The sequence below is a fragment of the Pseudomonas sp. HT11 genome, assembly GCF_044875395.1.
Taxonomy (GTDB): domain Bacteria; phylum Pseudomonadota; class Gammaproteobacteria; order Pseudomonadales; family Pseudomonadaceae; genus Aquipseudomonas.
This window is the reverse complement of record NZ_CP173217.1, coordinates 5710641-5727200: the sequence shown is the minus strand read 5'-3', so window position 1 is coordinate 5727200 and position 16560 is coordinate 5710641. Positions and strand designations below refer to the sequence as shown.

The following is a 16560-nucleotide window of genomic DNA, read 5'->3' as shown; positions in this document are numbered from 1 at the left end:
GGCTTTGCTGTGTCAGAGATGAACGACGGCGAGGTCCAGGCGGCCGTAGTCGTTGTCGCCGTGATCACTGCGCGGTGGCACATGGTGAGTCTTCATCACCTGGTCGCCCTGCAGGGTTTCCAGATGAATATCGAAGCCCCACAACCGATGCAGGTGCTTGAGCACTTCCTCAGTGGATTCGCCCAAGGGTTTGCGGTCGTGCTGCTGGTGACGCAGGGTCAACGAGCGGTCGCCGCGCACATCGATGCTGTAGATCTGCACGTTAGGCTCGCGGTTGCCCAGGTTGTATTGCGCCGCCAATGTCTCGCGGATGGTGCGGTAGCCGGGCTCGTCGTGAATTGCCGGCACCAGCAGGTCGTCCTTGAGGTCGTCATCCATGATGCTGAACAGTTTGAGGTCGCGAATTACCTGGGGTGAAAGGTACTGCAGGATGAAGCTCTCGTCCTTGAAGCTGCTCATGGCGAACTTGATGGTCGACAACCAATCGCTGCCGGCGATTTCCGGGAACCAGCGGCGATCCTCTTCGGTGGGGTGTTCGCACATGCGCCGGATGTCGCGGTACATGGCAAAGCCCAGCGCGTAGGGGTTGATGCCGCTGTAGTACGGGCTGTCGAAGCCGGGTTGGAACACCACGCTGGTATGGGAAGTGAGGAACTCCATCATAAAGCCGTCGGTGACTAGGCCCTCGTCGTACAGGTCATTCATCAACGTGTAGTGCCAGAACGTCGCCCAGCCTTCGTTCATCACTTGGGTTTGGCGCTGTGGATAAAAATACTGGGCGATCTTGCGCACGATACGTACGATTTCGCGCTGCCATGGCTCCAGCAGTGGCGCGTGTTTTTCCAGGAAATACAGGATGTTTTCCTGAGGTTCGGCGGGGAAGCGCGCATTGTCTTTATCGCTGTTTTTCCCGGTTTTCTTCGGAATGGTGCGCCACAGGTCGTTGATCTGCTTCTGCAGGTGCTCCTCGCGCTCCTTCTGGCGCAGGCGCTCTTCCTCGGCGGAAATCGGGTACGGGCGCTTGTAGCGGTCAACGCCGTAGTTCATCAGCGCATGGCAGGAGTCGAGCAGGTCCTCAACCGCGTCGATGCCGTGGCGTTCCTCGCATTGCATGATGTACTGCTTGGCGAACACCAGGTAATCGATGATCGAACTGGCATCGGTCCAGGTGCGGAACAGGTAGTTGCCCTTGAAAAAGCTGTTGTGCCCGTAGCACGCGTGGGCGACCACCAACGCCTGCATGCAGATGGTGTTTTCTTCCATCAGGTAGGCGATGCACGGGTCGGAGTTGATGACGATCTCGTAGGCCAGGCCCATCTGGCCGCGTGTGTAGGACTTCTCCGTACTCAGGAAGTGTTTGCCGTAGGACCAATGGTGATAACCCAACGGCATGCCGACCGAGGCGTAGGCATCCATCATCTGTTCGGCGGTGATCACTTCGATCTGGTTGGGGTAGGTGTCCAGGGCATAACCTGCCGCGATGCGGCTGATTTCCCGGTCATAGGCCTGGATCAGTTCAAAGGTCCACTCGGAGCCGGTGGAAATGGGTTGGCGCTTATGCTCTTTTTTGGCGGTCATGTCACTAACCTGCGCTGGAAGAGTTCACGGAAGACCGGGTAGATATCGCCGGCCGAGACCAGTTGCTGTTGGGCGAACGTGTCGGCAAAGGCTTCACCGATACGCTCATATTCGAACCACAGGGCCTGGTGCTCACGGGGAGTAATTTCGACGTACGTGTAGTACTGCACAAACGGCATGATCTGGTTGATCAGGATATCGCGGCAGATCGGCGAGTCGTCGTTCCAGTTGTCGCCGTCGGACGCCTGAGCTGCGTAGATATTCCATTCATTGGCCGGGTAACGCTCGGCCATGATCTCCTGCATCAGTTTCAACGCACTGGATACGATGGTGCCGCCGGTCTCCCGCGAGTAGAAAAACTCCTCTTCGTCGACTTCCCGGGCGCTGGTGTGATGGCGGATGAACACCACGTCGATCTTGTCGTAGTTCCGCTTCAGAAACAGATACAGCAGGATGAAAAAGCGCTTGGCGATGTCCTTGGTCGCCTGGGTCATCGAGCCGGACACGTCCATCAGGCAAAACATCACGGCCTTGGAGCTGGGGTTGGGTTGTTTGACCAGCAGGTTGTATTTCAAGTCGAAGGTGTCGAGAAACGGCACGCGGTGAATGCGCGCGCTGAGCTTCTCGATTTCTGCCTCGATTGCCTGGATATCGCCGAAGTTGTCTGGCTCTTCGCGTTTTAAGCGCGCCAACTCTTCCTTCGCCTGTTTCAATTTGGCGCGGCTGCTGCCTGACAGCGCGATACGCCGGGCATGGGCCGAGCGTAGCGTGCGGATGATGTTGATCCTGGAAGGGTTACCTTCGTTGCTGATGCCGGCGCGCACGGTCTTGAAGGTGTCGGTGCCGGTCAGGTTGCGTTTGACCAGGTTGGGCAGCTCCAGGTCTTCGAACATGAACTCCAGGAATTCCTCCTGGGTGATCTGGAACACAAACTCGTCCATGCCTTCGCCGGAATTGCCCGCTTTACCTGGGCCTTTACCGCCGCCGCCACCTTGGGGGCGCTGGATATGTTCGCCGGTGGTGAACTCCTTGTTGCCCGGGTGCACGACGGTCTGTTTGCCGCCGCGACCGTGGTGCAGCACCGGTTCGTCAATGTCGCGTCCAGGAATACTGATTTGCTCGCCATGCTCCATGTCGGTGATGGAGCGGCGGCTGACGGCCTCTTCAACGGCCTTTTTGATGTGGTCACGGTAACGCCGCAGGAAACGCTGGCGGTTTACCGTGCTCTTGTTCTTGCCATTGAGGCGTCGGTCGATCACATAGCTCATGGGGAGCCCTCCGGGCAGCTTCACGTTACAAGCTTCAAGCCGCGAGCTGGAAGCTTAGAGACAAGCGGTCAGCTGCCAGGCCAAAGGCCCGGCAGTACACGCCTGTCGCTGCCTTACTGTGATTTACGAACCCGCAGGTACCACTCGGAGAGCAGCCGTACCTGTTTGTCGGTGTAGCCACGCTCGACCATTCGAGTGACGAAGTCGTTGTGTTTTTGCTGGTCCTCCTTGCTGGCCTTGGCGTTGAAGCTGATAACCGGCAGCAGATCCTCGGTGTTCGAGAACATTTTCTTCTCGATGACCACCCGCAGCTTCTCGTAGCTGAGCCAGGTTGGGTTCTTGCCGTTGTTGTTGGCGCGGGCGCGCAGCACGAAGTTGACGATTTCGTTGCGGAAATCCTTCGGATTGCTGATGCCGGCGGGTTTTTCAATCTTCTCCAGTTCCTCGTTGAGGGCCACACGGTTGAGGATTTCGCCGGTTTCCGGATCGCGGTATTCCTGGTCCTGAATCCAGAAGTCCGCATACAGCACGTAACGGTCGAAGATGTTCTGGCCGTACTCGCTGTAGGACTCCAGGTAGGCGGTCTGGATTTCCTTGCCGATGAACTCGATGTAGCGCGGCGCCAGGTATTCCTTGAGGAAGCGCAGGTAGCGCTCGCGGGTTTCGGCCTGGAACTGTTCCTGTTCGATCTGCTGTTCCAGCACGTACAGCAGGTGCACCGGGTTGGCGGCGATTTCGTGCGGGTCGAAGTTGAAGACCTTGGACAGGATCTTGAACGCGAAACGAGTGGAAAGGCCGTTCATGCCTTCATCCACGCCCGCGGTGTCGCGGTATTCCTGGATCGACTTGGCCTTGGGATCGGTGTCCTTGAGGTTTTCGCCGTCGTACACGCGCATCTTCGAATAGATGTTCGAGTTCTCCGGCTCCTTGAGGCGCGACAGCACGGTGAACTGGGCGAGCATCTTCAAGGTATCGGGCGCGCAATGCGCCTTGGCCAGCGAGCTGTTGAACAACAGCTTGTCGTAGATCTTGATCTCATCGCTGACGCGCAGGCAGTAGGGCACCTTGACGATGTAGATCCGGTCGATGAAGGCTTCGTTGTTCTTGTTGTTGCGGAAGGTGTGCCATTCCGATTCGTTGGAGTGGGCCAGCAGGATCCCGGTGAACGGAATCGCGCCCAGGCCTTCGGTACTGTTGTAGTTGCCTTCCTGGGTGGCGGTCAGCAGTGGGTGCAGCACCTTGATCGGCGCCTTGAACATCTCCACGAATTCCATCAGGCCCTGGTTGGCCCGGCACAGCGCGCCCGAGTAGCTGTAGGCGTCGGCGTCGTTCTGCGGGAATTCCTCGAGTTTGCGGATATCGACCTTACCCACCAGCGCCGAGATGTCCTGGTTGTTCTCATCGCCCGGTTCGGTTTTTGCCACGCCGATCTGGTTGAGGATCGACGGGTAGAGTTTCACCACGCGGAACTGGCTGATGTCACCGCCAAACTCGGCCAGGCGCTTGGTGGCCCAGGGCGACATGATGGTGTTGAGGTAGCGCCGTGGAATGCCGAAGTCTTCTTCGAGGATCGCGCCATCTTCCGTGGCGTTGAACAGGCCCAAAGGCGACTCGAACACCGGCGAGCCCTTGATCGCGTAGAAGGGCACCTTCTCGATCAGCTGTTTGAGCTTTTCAGCCAGAGATGATTTACCGCCGCCGACGGGGCCGAGCAGGTAGAGGATTTGTTTCTTCTCTTCCAGGCCTTGGGCGGCGTGGCGGAAGTAGGAGACGATCTGGTCGATGCATTCTTCCATGCCGTGGAAGTCTTCAAAGGCCGGATAGCGGCGGATCACCTTGTTGGAAAATATTCGCGACAGACGCGAATTATTCGCGGTTTCCACCAGCTCCGGCTCACCAATCGCCAATAGCAGACGTTCGGCGGCAGACGCGTAGGTACTGCGGTCCTGTTTGCACAGCTCGAGATACTCTTGCAGCGTGAGTTCTTCCTGCTGTGTGGACGCGAAGCGTTGTTGGAAGTGGCTAAAGATACTCATGACGTCGTCACCTCGCTCGATACGTGGAGCCGACGCCGGGTCAATCAGTCGATGCTGGCAGTCATTGGTGATCAACCAATGGCCGTTTTCCCCCCAAACACCCTGAAACGTTACCGATGACCCGCACGCCGGTGTACCGGCTCTCCCCTGATTCGGATGGCCTGCGCTTAAGGATAGTTCGGAATCCGGGAGGTCAAGGCGGGATACGTAATTAGTTTGGCTGCGCCGTTCGTCAGAAACGGCGCGAGCCCAAGCTTCACGCGGGGTAGCGGGGTGTGAAAAAAATTATTGCGAATCGCCTGAGGCAATTTCTGCAGGATAGGTCGCACGCCACAGCTCAAAGCCGCCGTCCAGGCTATACACGTCAGAGAAACCCTGGCTGATCAGGTAGGCGGCCGCGCTCTGGCTGGAGTTGCCGTGGTAACAGGCGACGATCACCGGCGCGTCGAGGTCGGCGGCACGGATGAAGTCGGCAATGTTGGTGTTATCCAAATGTTGCGCACCGCTGATATGCGCGGCCGCATACGTCGGCTGATCGCGGATGTCGACCACCACCGCGCCTTGCTCGCGCAGCGCCTGGGCTTGTTCGGGAGGGATACGTTTGAATTCGCTCATGGCGGGCTCCTATGGCTTGGCGGCCGGCTGTGTCACAGAAAGGGGGGATTCGCACTGGCAGCTCAGGCGCTCGCCGGTGTCGATGTTCATCAGGGTCATGGCGCCGCCCCACACGCAGCCGGTGTCGAGGGCGAACACGCCGGGTTCATCACATTTGCCTTCAAGGGCTGCCCAGTGGCCGAAGATGATCTTCGTGTCACGGGTCTTGCGCTCCTTGTGGGCGAACCAGGGTTTGTAGCCGGGCAGGGCGGTGTCGGCGCCTTCCTTGCTCTTGAGGTCCAGCTTGCCTTCGGCGGTGCAGAAGCGCATGCGGGTGAAGTAGTTGGTGATTACGCGCAGGCGGGCCACGCCGGTAAGGTCGTTGTCCCACTTGACCGGCTCATTGCCGTACATGCCGTCGAGAAAGGCGGTGTAGAGGTTGTCATCGGCCAGGGCGCTCTCGACTTCGGCGGCGCACTTAAGGGCTTTTTTCACCGTCCACTGGGGCGGGATGCCCGCATGGACCAAAGCCATGTTGCGGCCTTCGTCGTAATGCATAAGCTTTTGCCGACGCAGCCACTCCAGCAGCTCGGTACGATCCGGCGCTTCGAGGATCTCGCGCAGCGTGTCGCCCTTTTTCAAGCGCTCGATGTTATTGCCGGCCGCCAGCAGGTGCAGGTCGTGGTTGCCCAGTACGCATACCAGCGAATCACGCAGGCTATATAAGTAGCGCAGGGTTTGCAGGGATTCGGGCCCGCGATTGACCAGGTCACCCACCAACCACAGGCGGTCGCTCGCCGGGTTGAAGGCAACTCGCTCCAGCAGGCACTTGAGGGGTTCCAGGCAGCCTTGCAGGTCGCCGACCGCGTACGTCGTCATCAGTGCAGGGCTCCCGGCACGGCGAGGCGGAAGGGCGCGATGACAGCGTCGAACAGTTTGCCGTCAGTGGCTTTCATCTGATAAGTGCCCTGCATGGTGCCGACTTTGGAGGTCATCACCGTGCCACTGCTATACGTATGGCTGGCGCCAATGTCGATCAACGGCTGCTGGCCAACCACGCCGGCGCCGCGCACTTCCTCGACCTGGCCGTCACCGTCGGTGATCACCCAATGGCGCGACAGCAGCTTGGCCGGCACCTGCCCGTTGTTCTTCACCGTGATGGTGTAGGCAAAGGCGAAACGGTTGTGTTCGGGTTGCGATTGGTCCGCCAGGAAGCGGGTGACGACGCTGACGTCGATCTGGTAGCGAGGATCGGACATGCAAGAGGCCTTAAAAGCAAAAGCGGAGGACAGCAGGTGCGGATCAGTCTAGGCCATGAGGAGGGCACTAGGCCAGACATGTGTCGGGCAGCCGGCAAGCGTTATCGGTATAACGCTGAGCAAATGTGGGAGCGGGCTTGCCCGCGAATGCGCAGTGTCAGTCACTGAATGTGTAACTGATGCACCGCCATCGCGGGCAAGCCCGCTCCCACATTTGTATCGAGTTACAGCTTATTCCACGGTCGGCGCGGGCTGGATCGCAAGCTGATCAGCCAGACGCACAAACGCAGCCAGGTCCAGTTGCTCGGGGCGCAGGCTGCCATCGACGCCGGCGGCTTCGATTTCGGCGTTGCTGAGCAGTGCCTTGAGCGTGTTGCGCAGGGTCTTGCGGCGTTGGTTGAACGCCTCGCGTACCACGCGCTCCAGCAGTTTGTGATCCTTGGCCGGGTGCGGCAGCACGGCGTGAGGCACCAGGCGCACAATGGCCGAGTCGACCTTCGGCGGCGGGTTGAACGCGCCAGGGCCGACATTGAACAGGTGCTCAACGCGGCAATGGTACTGAACCATGATCGACAGACGGCCCCAATCACCACCGCCAGGGCCGGCCGCCAAACGCTCAACCACTTCTTTTTGCAGCATGAAGTGCATGTCGCGGATGATCCCTGCGTTGTTCAGCAGGTGAAAAATCAGCGGCGTGGAGATGTTGTACGGCAGGTTGCCCACTACCCGCAGGCTGTTGGGGGCGGCATTAAGGCTGTTGAAGTCGAACTTCAGCGCGTCGCCCTGGTGCAGATTGAAATTGGGTTTGTCAGCAAACTGCTGGTTGAGGATCGGGATCAAGTCCTTGTCCAGCTCCACCACGTCCAGTTGCCCGCCACTGGCCAACAGGCCTTGGGTCAAGGCGCCCTGGCCCGGGCCGATTTCCAGCAGGCGGTCTTCCGGCTTGGCGTGGATGGAGCGCAGGATGCGGTCGATTACGCCAGCGTCGTGCAGGAAGTTTTGCCCGAAGCGCTTGCGCGCCCGGTGTTGGTAATGCTCAGTCATATACGGGTCTCGGCCATCTGATAGGCGGTTTCCAGGGCCACGTGCAGGCTGCCGGTATCGATCTTGCCGCTGCCCGCCAGGTCCAGGGCAGTGCCATGGTCGACGGAGGTACGGATGATCGGCAGGCCCAGTGTCACGTTGACTGCGGCGCCGAAGCCTTTGTATTTCAGCACGGGCAGTCCCTGGTCATGGTACATCGCCAGCACTGCATCGCAGTGCTCCAGATACTTGGGGGTAAACAGAGTGTCTGCAGGCAGCGGCCCACGCAGGTCCATGCCTTCTTGGCGCAGACGCTCTAATGTCGGTTCGATGATGTCGATTTCTTCATGGCCCAAATGGCCGCCTTCACCGGCGTGCGGGTTGAGCCCGCAGACCAGGATGCGCGGTTGGGCAATGCCGAATTTCTGTTGCAGGTCGGCGTGCAGGATGCGCGTGACGCGCTCCAGGCGCTCGGCGGTGATCGCATCGGCGATATCACGCAACGGCAAATGCGTCGTCACCAGTGCAACGCGCAGGCCGCGTGTGGCCAGCATCATCACCACTTGAGCGGTATGGGTCAGCTCGGCGAGGAATTCGGTGTGGCCGGAAAAGGCAATACCGGATTCGTTGATCACGCCTTTGTGTACCGGCGCGGTGATCATGCCGGCGAAGTCGCCGTCGATGCAGCCTTGACCGGCGCGCGTCAGGGTTTCCAGTACAAAGGCCGCATTGGCCTTGTTCAGTTGCCCGGCAACCACCTTGGCTGCAAGCGGCGTGTCCCAAACGTACAGGCTGCCCGCAGGTGCCGGCAGGTCGGGCCAGTTGCCCGGCGACACGTCCAGCAGATTGACGGCCACACCCAGTTGCGCGGCCCGCTCAAGGAGCAGGTCGCGGCTGGTAATGGCTATCAGGGGGTGTGGCTGAGGGTGCGAGGCGAGCAGCAGGCACAGGTCAGGACCAATGCCGGCCGGCTCGCCGGGTGTTACCGCGAAACGCTGGGGTTTCACTGTGCTGCCTGGTCGGTGCCTGTTTGCTCGGCGCCTGGCAGCTTGTTTTCCACGTAAGCTTCGTCACGGATCTGACGCAACCAGGTTTGCAGCTCTTCATCGTATTTGCGGTTACGCAACACGGTCAGTGCTTGCTGCTCGCGGGCCTGCGTGGTGTTGTCAGTGGCGCGACGGCCAAGGACTTCCAGTACATGCCAGCCATATTGGGTCTTGAACGGCTTGGACAGAACGCCTTGCGGGGTCTTGGCCATCACGTCCTGGAACTCAGGCACCAGCGCTTTCGGGTCGATCCAGTTCAGGTCGCCACCGTTGAGGGCCGAACCCGGGTCTTCCGAGAAGCTCTTGGCCAATGTAGCGAAGTCTTCACCGCCTTCGATGCGGTCATAGATCTTCTGGGCCAGTTCCTTGGTTTGCGCTTCGGTACGGATTTCGCTTGGTTTGACCAAGATGTGACGAACATGCACTTCGTCTTTCAGCGAGGTCTCGCCGCCGCGCTTGCCGAGCAACTTGAGGATGATAAAGCCGCCTGGCGTACGTGCTGGCTGGGTAATGTCACCCACGTTCATCGCGCTCAGCTCACGGTCGAACGGAGGTGGCAGTTGAGCAGCTTTACGCCAGCCCATGTCACCGCCGTCCAGAGCGTTGTCACTGCCGGACACGGCAATCGCCGTCTGGGCAAAGTCAGCGCCGGCTTTCAAGCGGTCATAAACAGCCTGGGTTTTTGCGGCGGCAGCATTGAGCTGTTCGGCGTTGGCGCTGTCTGGCGTCGGGATCAGGATGTTGGCCAGGTGCAGTTCTTCGGAAAGCTGCATCTTGCCCAAGTCCGATGCCAGGAAGTTCTTCACTTCCTGCTCGGACACCTGAACCCGCTCGGCCACACGGCGCTGACGCACACGGCTGATGATCATTTCACGGCGGATCTGGTCACGGGCGTCCTCATAGGACAAACCGTCGTGAGCCAGCGCCGCGCGGAACTGGTCAACGCTCATGTTGTTGCGTTGAGCGATAGTACCGACCGCCTGGTTCAGCTCTTCGTCCGAAATACGGATGCCGGAACGATCGCCGATCTGCAGTTGCAGGTTTTCGACAATCAGGCGCTCCAGAACCTGCGGGTCCAGCACGCTGGTAGGCGGTACGCCGCCGCCACGCTTGGCGATGGTTTGCTGAACTTCCTTGACCCGTTGGTCGAGTTGGCTCTGCATGATCACGTCGTTATCGACGATGGCCACAACCTTGTCCAGCGGCTGGACCGCAGCGTGTGCCGAAGCGGTCCCCAGGAACAGTGCGCCCAGCACGAGTGGGCGCAGACAATCAGAAAGCTTGATCTTCACGTTCACGATAACCTTGAATGCCTTTGTCGAGGAAGCTCTCTACCTTGGCGCCGGTCAGGCCGCCGAGTCCTTTAAGGACGATCTGGAAGAAGAGCCCGTGGTCACCCTTTTCGTTCAGCGGGGCGATCTGGCTGTATTCGTCGTTGGAAACCCAGTAACGGTTGATGACGCGCAGTTTCCAGCAGCAGTTGTCGTACTCGAAACCACCAAAGGCTTCCAGGGTACGGTTGCGTGCATAGTCATACTGCCAACGGGTGATCAGGTTCCACTGAGGAATGATCGGCCACATCATCGAGAAATCGTGTTGCTGGATTTTGTAGTAATCCTTGATGAAGTTTGGCTGCCCCTCGGTGCCGTAGTCGCCACCAAACTGCCATTTGCCGGTCAGCTGGTTGTAGACCACTTGGTCGTTGCGGTAGCGGTAACCGACGTTGATGATCTTGTTCGGATTGTCTTCTGGCTGGTAGTGAAGCATCGCGCTGCCGGAACGAGCGCTGTGCTCCTCGGTATCCCAGTTGTAGTCAGCGGTTGCGCGCCAGTCGCGGTTGTAGCGGTATTCGTATTCCAGGGCAATAGGGGAAACGTCAGACTGTGCATCTGCACGGTCGGACGCAAGGATGCCTGGAAGTTGAACCTGGCGATCCTTGAAGTACACCGCCTGGCCCACGGACACGCGCTGACGCTCGAAACCGTTGTCTTCGATCCAGCGACTGGTTAAGCCCAGCGACAGCTTGTTCTCGTCGCCGATCCGGTCGGAGCCGCTGAAGCGGTTATCGCGAAACAGCGAGGCGTAGCTGAACGAGTATTCACTGGTGTCAAATACCGGGATATCGCTCTGGTCCTTGTTAGGCACATAGAGATAGTAGGCACGTGGTTCCAGGGTCTGGCGATAGTCTTTGCCGAACCAGTTCGTGTTGCGGTCGAAGTACAGGCCGCTGTCGATACTGGCAATTGGAATGGCGCGGTCTTGAGAGCTCTTGAATTCACCGCCGGCGTATTGAGTGCCCGCTGCAACGGCCGCAGCCTGTTGCGCGATGATCTGGTCTTTGCCTGTGCTGTCCAGGTCAAGATCGTACTTGGTGTAGACATACTTGAGCTTCGGCGTAATAAAGCCGTAGGTCCAGTTCATCGGGTATTCAACAGCCGGCGCAACGTTCAGACGAGTACCGTTTGCACGGGTCAGGCCTGTGACGTATGTGTCGAGTCGATTCGAAACCAGGCCATCTTCATCGGTGAAGGTGCCCTTTTCCAGGCTACGTTCAAACCGGACAGCTTCAGTCTCGTAGGTGAAGTTCACGCCACCCGGGTGGTATGGCAGCATTCCGTTGAAGGTGATCTGCGGCAACCGGTCATACGGGGTGATCTGAGAGATCGTCGCCAACTGGTAGGCCTGAAGGTTCAGGCGCGCCTGGAAATCGTCGCCGCGATAAGCCACGGAACCCTGCTGGTTGACGAAGTCTCGCGGCTGAACACCTTCTTGGTAGGTCTTCAGATCCTGGAAGAAGTAAGGGTCGCTGATGTTGGTGTAGTCGACCTGCGTCGCTACACGTGAATCCAGACCGCCCTTGTGCTGCCAATTGACCATGTAACGGTCTTTTTCGTAGTCGCTCTGACCTTTACGCTCGTCGCTGTCGTCATTCAGGTACGCGCCGCCGAACTGACCTTCGCTGGACTTGGTGAGGTAGCGGAATTCGCCTTCCACCATCATGCCGCGCTTGGTCATGTACTGCGGGTACAACGTGGCGTCGTAGTTCGGTGCCAGGTTGAAGTAGTACGGCGTAACCAGAGTAAAGCCGGTTTCGCTGCCGGTGCTGAAGCTTGGCGGCAGGAAGCCGGATTGACGACGGTCGTCGATCGGGAAGTAGATATACGGGGTGTACAGGATCGGAATGTTCTTGACCCGCAACGTCGCGTTGGTCGCCGTACCGAAACCGGTGGCCGGGTTCAACGTGATGTTGTTGCCTTTGAGTTGCCAGGCGTTGCTGTCCGGCTCGCAGGTGGTGTACGTACCGTCCTTGAGACGGATGATCGCGTTCTCGGCACGCTTGGCGTACAGCGCGTTACCGCGGATACGCGACTTGTGCAGCACGTATTCGGCGTTGTCGATCTGGGCGGCGCCGGTGTCGAGCTGGACCTGGGCATGGTCGCCCACGATCAGGGCGCCGTTGTCGCGCAGACGCACGTCGCCGTTCAGCTCGCCACGGTTCTCGGCCTGATACAGGCTGGCTTCCTGAGCCTCCAGCTGCATGCTGCCCTGACGCATGACGACGTCACCGGCCAGGGTCGCGACCTGTTGTTCCTGCTCGTAACGCGAGGCCTTGGCGCCGATGAAGGTCGGCGCATCGCTCTTGTTCGTCTTGTCGTTCATACCAGGACGAACCGGTTCGATGTACGCGCCGGAGCAATAAGGACCGGTTTCAGCCAGTTGGGCTGCGGTCAGCTTCTCGCGAGGCACCCAGTCCAGGTGGCTGTAGTCGGCGCTGCGCGAACGCAGGCCACGGCCCTTGGCTTCGGTGACCAGAGCGGTCTTCGGTTCGGCCTCGGCGCTTCCGCCAGCATTGGCTTGCGCCGTGCTGCCGGCCGAGCTGACGGCTGCGCCGTCATGCACCGGGCGTGGTGGCAACGGGGCTGCGGCGGTTTTTGGCGCGCAATCCCAGGCACCCGAAGCAGAGACTGAGCAGTCATACTGTTCCGCGGCGACCACGAATGAGGTGGCGAAAGGTTGCATGGCCAGCAGACTGCCGGTTACCAGCAACGGAAATTTTCTACGAAACGCGGGGGATTTCAATGCCATCTTATTAGTCCGGGCTTCCTGCGTGCCATCTGCCCGCGGTGTGGGCCGCACGCCTCTCGATGGTCTGAAAAAGATGCGTGATAATAAAGCATGACCCGCTTGACGGCTAGCGCCGTCGGAGACCCTTGTAATGCCCGAGCAAGATCTACGTTTACAACAGCTGAAAGTCTGGCTGGATGAGCAGTTGCCGATCCTTTTCAACGCTCAGGACTGGGGCGCCGTACCCCCGGCCACATTGACCGCGGCCAGCAGCGACGCGAGTTTCAGGCGTTACTTCCGGTGGGAAGGCGGTGGGCAAAGTTTCGTCGTTATGGACGCGCCACCCCCCCAGGAAAACTGCAAACCTTTCGTCGATATCGCTGATTTGCTGGCGAAATCAGGAATAAATGTGCCAAAAATTTATGCAGAAGATTTGCCGCGCGGCTTTCTTTTGCTCAATGACCTGGGCAAAAAAACCTATCTGGACGTGATTGACGAGCAAAACGCCGATCAATTGTTCACCGATGCCATCGACGCGTTGCTGGCTTTTCAGCAATTGCCGATGGACGCGCCGCTGCCCAGCTATGACGTCGCCTTGTTGCGCCGAGAGCTGGAACTGTTTCCGGAATGGTACGTTCGCCGGCACTTGGGTATCGAGTTGGATACCCAGCAACAGGCCTTGTGGCAGCGCGTCAGCGATCACTTGATCGACAGCGCCCTGGCCCAGCCTAAAGTGCTGGTGCATCGCGACTATATGCCGCGCAACCTGATGATCAGCGAACCGAACCCCGGTGTGCTGGATTTCCAGGACGCCGTCTACGGCCCGGTCACCTACGACATCACGTGCCTGTTCAAGGATGCCTTCCTCAGTTGGCCGAAAGCGCGCGTACGCGCGTGGCAGCGGGGCTATTGGGAACGTGCCGGGCAACTGGGCATTCCCGTGCAGGCCGATTTCGAAGAATTCCAGCGTGCCAGTGACTTGATGGGCGTGCAGCGTCACCTCAAGGTGATCGGTATTTTCGCGCGTATCTGCCATCGCGACGGCAAGCCACGCTACCTGGCGGACGTGCCGCGCTTCTTTGCTTATATAGAAGCGGTGCTGGCAGACCGTCCTGAGCTGGGCGAGTTGGGCGAACTGCTCGCCAGCCTGCGCCAACCTGTCGAGGCGAGCGTATGAAAGCCATGATCCTGGCGGCCGGCAAGGGTGAGCGCATGCGCCCACTGACCTTGCACACGCCCAAACCCCTGGTGCAGGCGGGCGGCAAGCGGCTGATCGAGTATCACCTTGAGGCGCTGGCCAAGGCCGGCTTCAGCGAAATCGTGATCAACCATGCGTGGCTCGGCCAGCAGATCGAAAGCTACCTGGGCGATGGTGCGCAGTTTGGCCTGCGCATCCAGTATTCGGCCGAAGGCGAGCCGCTGGAAACCGGCGGCGGGATTTTCCAGGCATTGCCGTTGCTGGGGGACGAGCCCTTCCTGGTGGTCAATGGCGATATCTGGACCGACTACGACTTCACCCAATTGCGCCGGCCACTTCAGGGCCTGGCGCACCTGGTGGTGGTGGATAACCCGGCGCATCACCCCTCCGGCGGCGATTTCTACCTGGATCAAGGGTTGCTTCATGATGCGGCGCCCGGTGCCGATAACCTGACCTTCAGTGGCATTTCAGTGCTCGACCCTCAATTGTTCGCGGGTTGCAGTGCCGGTGCCTTCAAGCTGGCGCCGCTGCTGCGGGCGGCCATGGCCAAAGGTCTGGTAACGGGGGAACACATGACGGGACGCTGGATTGATGTCGGCACGCTGGAGCGTCTGGCGCAGGTTGAAACCTTGCTGACTGCGGGGCAATAAGATGTTGTGGCCAGGGACACTGATCGGTGCCGGGGCTGGCTTTGCCATTGCCAGTATTCCGGGGGCCTTGTTGGGGGCATTGCTGGGGCAGGCGCTGGATCGCCGTCTTCAACTGCAAAGTTGGGCGCAACTGCGCGAGCGGCTGGGCGGACGCCCGGCGTTGCGCAATGACGAACTGCTGTTCGTGCTGTTGGGGCGCCTGGCCAAGAGCAATGGCCGCGTGGTGGATGGGCATATCCAGCAGGCGCGCCAGGAGATGCGTGCGCTGGACATGACCGAGTCGGCCCAGCGCCGGGCGATCAGCGCGTTCAATCGGGGCAAGTCCGGTTCCGACCGGGTGCGCAATTACCTGCGCGTGCTCAAGTCCCAGCCCCATGCCGCAGAGGGCTTACTGCGCGCCTGTTGGCGCATGGCCTGGGCGGACGGCAAGGTGGATAACGCCGAGCGCGACTTGATCGACCTGTGGGGCAAATGGCTCGGCTGGACGCCGCAACAGTTGCAGGCGCTGGCTGCCGATTACGTGCAGGAGCGCAAGCCGTTGGCCAATCGCGCGGGGGCTTATCAGGACGCGATGCGAATTTTGGGGGTCACCTCCACCAGCGAGCCGAGTGTGATCAAACGCGCCTATCGCCGCCTGCTCAGTCGCCACCACCCGGACAAGATTGCCGGCACTGGCGCCAGCGCCGCACAGGTGCGCGAAGCGACCGAGCGAACCCGTGAGTTGCATAACGCTTATGCGTTGATTCGCGAGCGTCGGGATTTTCGCTAGCCAGCACAAATCCTGAGTTGCCAACTCCCACAGTTGATTGGGTTATCAGATCAAGGTTACTCAGCCGCAGTCTGCGGGCTCAACCACCCGCGGATCCGCCGATACAACTGCTCCTGCTCAGCCGAACTGTTGCCGGGCAAGGTCTTGAGTGACACCTGTTTATAGCCGTCATTCTTGCCGCGCTTGGCGGCCTGGACGCGTGCCAGTGCGTTTTTGCGCGCCTGGGCGTCGTCCTGATAGAAAACATCCGCCGTCGGCACCTTCAGCGCCGGGGCCAGTTGTTGCAGGTCTGGCTGCCTGGCCGTCGGCGTCTTGCCTGCCACCATCACCAACTTTTGCACCTGGGCCGGTTGTTTCTCGCTCAGGTAACGCGCCGCCCACCAGGCGCCCGTGCCATGGCCAAGCAGTACCACGCTGCGCGCGCTCTGGGTCTGGGCAAAGGCAACGGCGGCATCGATACGGTCGAAAATGCGTTTGGCGTCGGTCTTGTCTTGTTCATCGGCGCCCGGCACTACCGCAGGATCAGTGCCTTCGGCTTCGGCGCTGGCGGCTTGTTCGATGGGTTTGGCCGCGGTGCTGCCGTCTTTGCTGCTGGTATCGACGGCGGCCTTGGGCGATTCCAGGACGCGCGGCGGCAAGGTGTCGACGTTCACGTCCGGCAGTGACAGGCTCAGCGTGCCCCAGTTGGCGTCGGGTAATTTGCGCCGCAACGGTGCGATTGCTTGCGGCCAGTCGGCGCTTTCCCCGGCGCCCGGCACGATAATCACCACGCCTTCGGGCTCGGCGCTGTTGGCCGGCTTCCACAGGGCCAGGAATGAATCGCTGCCGGCCTGCAATTGTTGCTGTTCCTGTTGCGGCACCTGACGCTCCAGGGCGCTGGCTTCTTCCTGGCTGCGTTCGGGCAGGGGTTGGCGTTCAACCGGTTTTTCGGCGGCGGGTGCAGGCGCGTCGGCGGCCTGAATAGAAAAGGCGCTGGTAAATAGCAGCGACAGGCACAATGCTGGCAGTGCCGAACGGTGGATAAAGGGCATCGTTAATTCCCGGCCAGAAGTGATTCCAGCAGCCTAATGGGTT

14 protein-coding genes are annotated in these 16560 nt (G+C 60.0%); 3 read left to right on the top strand and 11 right to left on the bottom strand.

Features of this window, described 5'->3' with window-relative positions:
• Positions 1–12: 12 nt before the first annotated feature.
• The 10 genes from ABWL43_RS26505 to ABWL43_RS26460 form a co-directional block, all read right to left on the bottom strand.
• Entirely contained in the window at positions 13–1578 is a 1566-nt protein-coding gene (locus tag ABWL43_RS26505; RefSeq protein WP_404485436.1) for a SpoVR family protein, read from the bottom strand.
• Positions 1575–2846, bottom strand: coding sequence for a YeaH/YhbH family protein (locus ABWL43_RS26500; RefSeq protein ID WP_106575524.1), 1272 nt, complete (start codon positions 2844–2846; stop codon positions 1575–1577). The genes ABWL43_RS26505 and ABWL43_RS26500 overlap by 4 nt, the downstream gene beginning before the upstream one ends.
• A 113-nt stretch (positions 2847–2959) precedes the next feature.
• Positions 2960–4882: a PrkA family serine protein kinase gene (locus tag ABWL43_RS26495; protein ID WP_003194732.1), complete on the bottom strand. Its 1923-nt coding sequence runs from the start codon at positions 4880–4882 to the stop codon at positions 2960–2962.
• Between the two features lie 285 nt (positions 4883–5167).
• Positions 5168–5497: a thiosulfate sulfurtransferase GlpE gene (gene glpE, locus ABWL43_RS26490; RefSeq protein WP_106575523.1), complete on the bottom strand. Its 330-nt coding sequence runs from the start codon at positions 5495–5497 to the stop codon at positions 5168–5170.
• 9 nt (positions 5498–5506) lie between these two features.
• Positions 5507–6355, bottom strand: coding sequence for a symmetrical bis(5'-nucleosyl)-tetraphosphatase (locus ABWL43_RS26485; RefSeq protein WP_124418588.1), 849 nt, complete (start codon positions 6353–6355; stop codon positions 5507–5509).
• On the bottom strand, positions 6355–6735 hold the full coding sequence (apaG, locus tag ABWL43_RS26480; RefSeq protein WP_106575521.1) for a Co2+/Mg2+ efflux protein ApaG: 381 nt from the start codon (positions 6733–6735) through the stop codon (positions 6355–6357). Before apaG ends, ABWL43_RS26485 begins: the two co-directional genes overlap by 1 nt.
• Before the next feature lie 231 nt (positions 6736–6966).
• A complete protein-coding gene (gene rsmA / locus ABWL43_RS26475; protein WP_145157458.1) occupies positions 6967–7779 on the bottom strand; it encodes a 16S rRNA (adenine(1518)-N(6)/adenine(1519)-N(6))-dimethyltransferase RsmA in 813 nt (270 codons plus the stop codon).
• Entirely contained in the window at positions 7776–8765 is a 990-nt protein-coding gene (pdxA, locus tag ABWL43_RS26470) for a 4-hydroxythreonine-4-phosphate dehydrogenase PdxA (protein WP_404485429.1), read from the bottom strand. The genes rsmA and pdxA overlap by 4 nt, the downstream gene beginning before the upstream one ends.
• Positions 8762–10102 carry a peptidylprolyl isomerase gene (locus ABWL43_RS26465; protein WP_119737679.1) on the bottom strand — a complete coding sequence of 447 codons (1341 nt, stop codon included), beginning with the start codon at positions 10100–10102 and terminating at the stop codon, positions 8762–8764. The genes pdxA and ABWL43_RS26465 overlap by 4 nt, the downstream gene beginning before the upstream one ends.
• Entirely contained in the window at positions 10077–12890 is a 2814-nt protein-coding gene (locus ABWL43_RS26460) for an LPS-assembly protein LptD (RefSeq protein ID WP_404485426.1), read from the bottom strand. Before ABWL43_RS26460 ends, ABWL43_RS26465 begins: the two co-directional genes overlap by 26 nt.
• 130 nt (positions 12891–13020) lie before the next feature.
• On the opposite strand from ABWL43_RS26460, the gene ABWL43_RS26455 reads away from it, so the two are divergent.
• Genes ABWL43_RS26455 through ABWL43_RS26445 form a run of 3 tightly spaced genes read left to right on the top strand, consistent with a single transcriptional unit; the run spans position 13021 to position 15486 of the window.
• Positions 13021–14046 (top strand): aminoglycoside phosphotransferase family protein, encoded by a 1026-nt coding sequence (locus tag ABWL43_RS26455; protein ID WP_404485423.1) that lies wholly within the window; start codon positions 13021–13023, stop codon positions 14044–14046.
• On the top strand, positions 14043–14717 hold the full coding sequence (gene murU / locus ABWL43_RS26450; RefSeq protein ID WP_404485420.1) for an N-acetylmuramate alpha-1-phosphate uridylyltransferase MurU: 675 nt from the start codon (positions 14043–14045) through the stop codon (positions 14715–14717). The genes ABWL43_RS26455 and murU overlap by 4 nt, the downstream gene beginning before the upstream one ends.
• A 1-nt stretch (position 14718) precedes the next feature.
• Positions 14719–15486, top strand: coding sequence for a TerB family tellurite resistance protein (locus tag ABWL43_RS26445; RefSeq protein WP_404485417.1), 768 nt, complete (start codon positions 14719–14721; stop codon positions 15484–15486).
• A 56-nt stretch (positions 15487–15542) separates the two neighbouring features.
• Here ABWL43_RS26445 and ABWL43_RS26440 read toward each other — a convergent pair whose 3' ends face one another.
• Complete coding sequence (locus ABWL43_RS26440) at positions 15543–16517, bottom strand: alpha/beta hydrolase family protein (RefSeq protein WP_404485414.1); 975 nt, start codon at positions 16515–16517, stop codon at positions 15543–15545.
• Between the last annotated feature and the right edge of the window lie 43 nt (positions 16518–16560).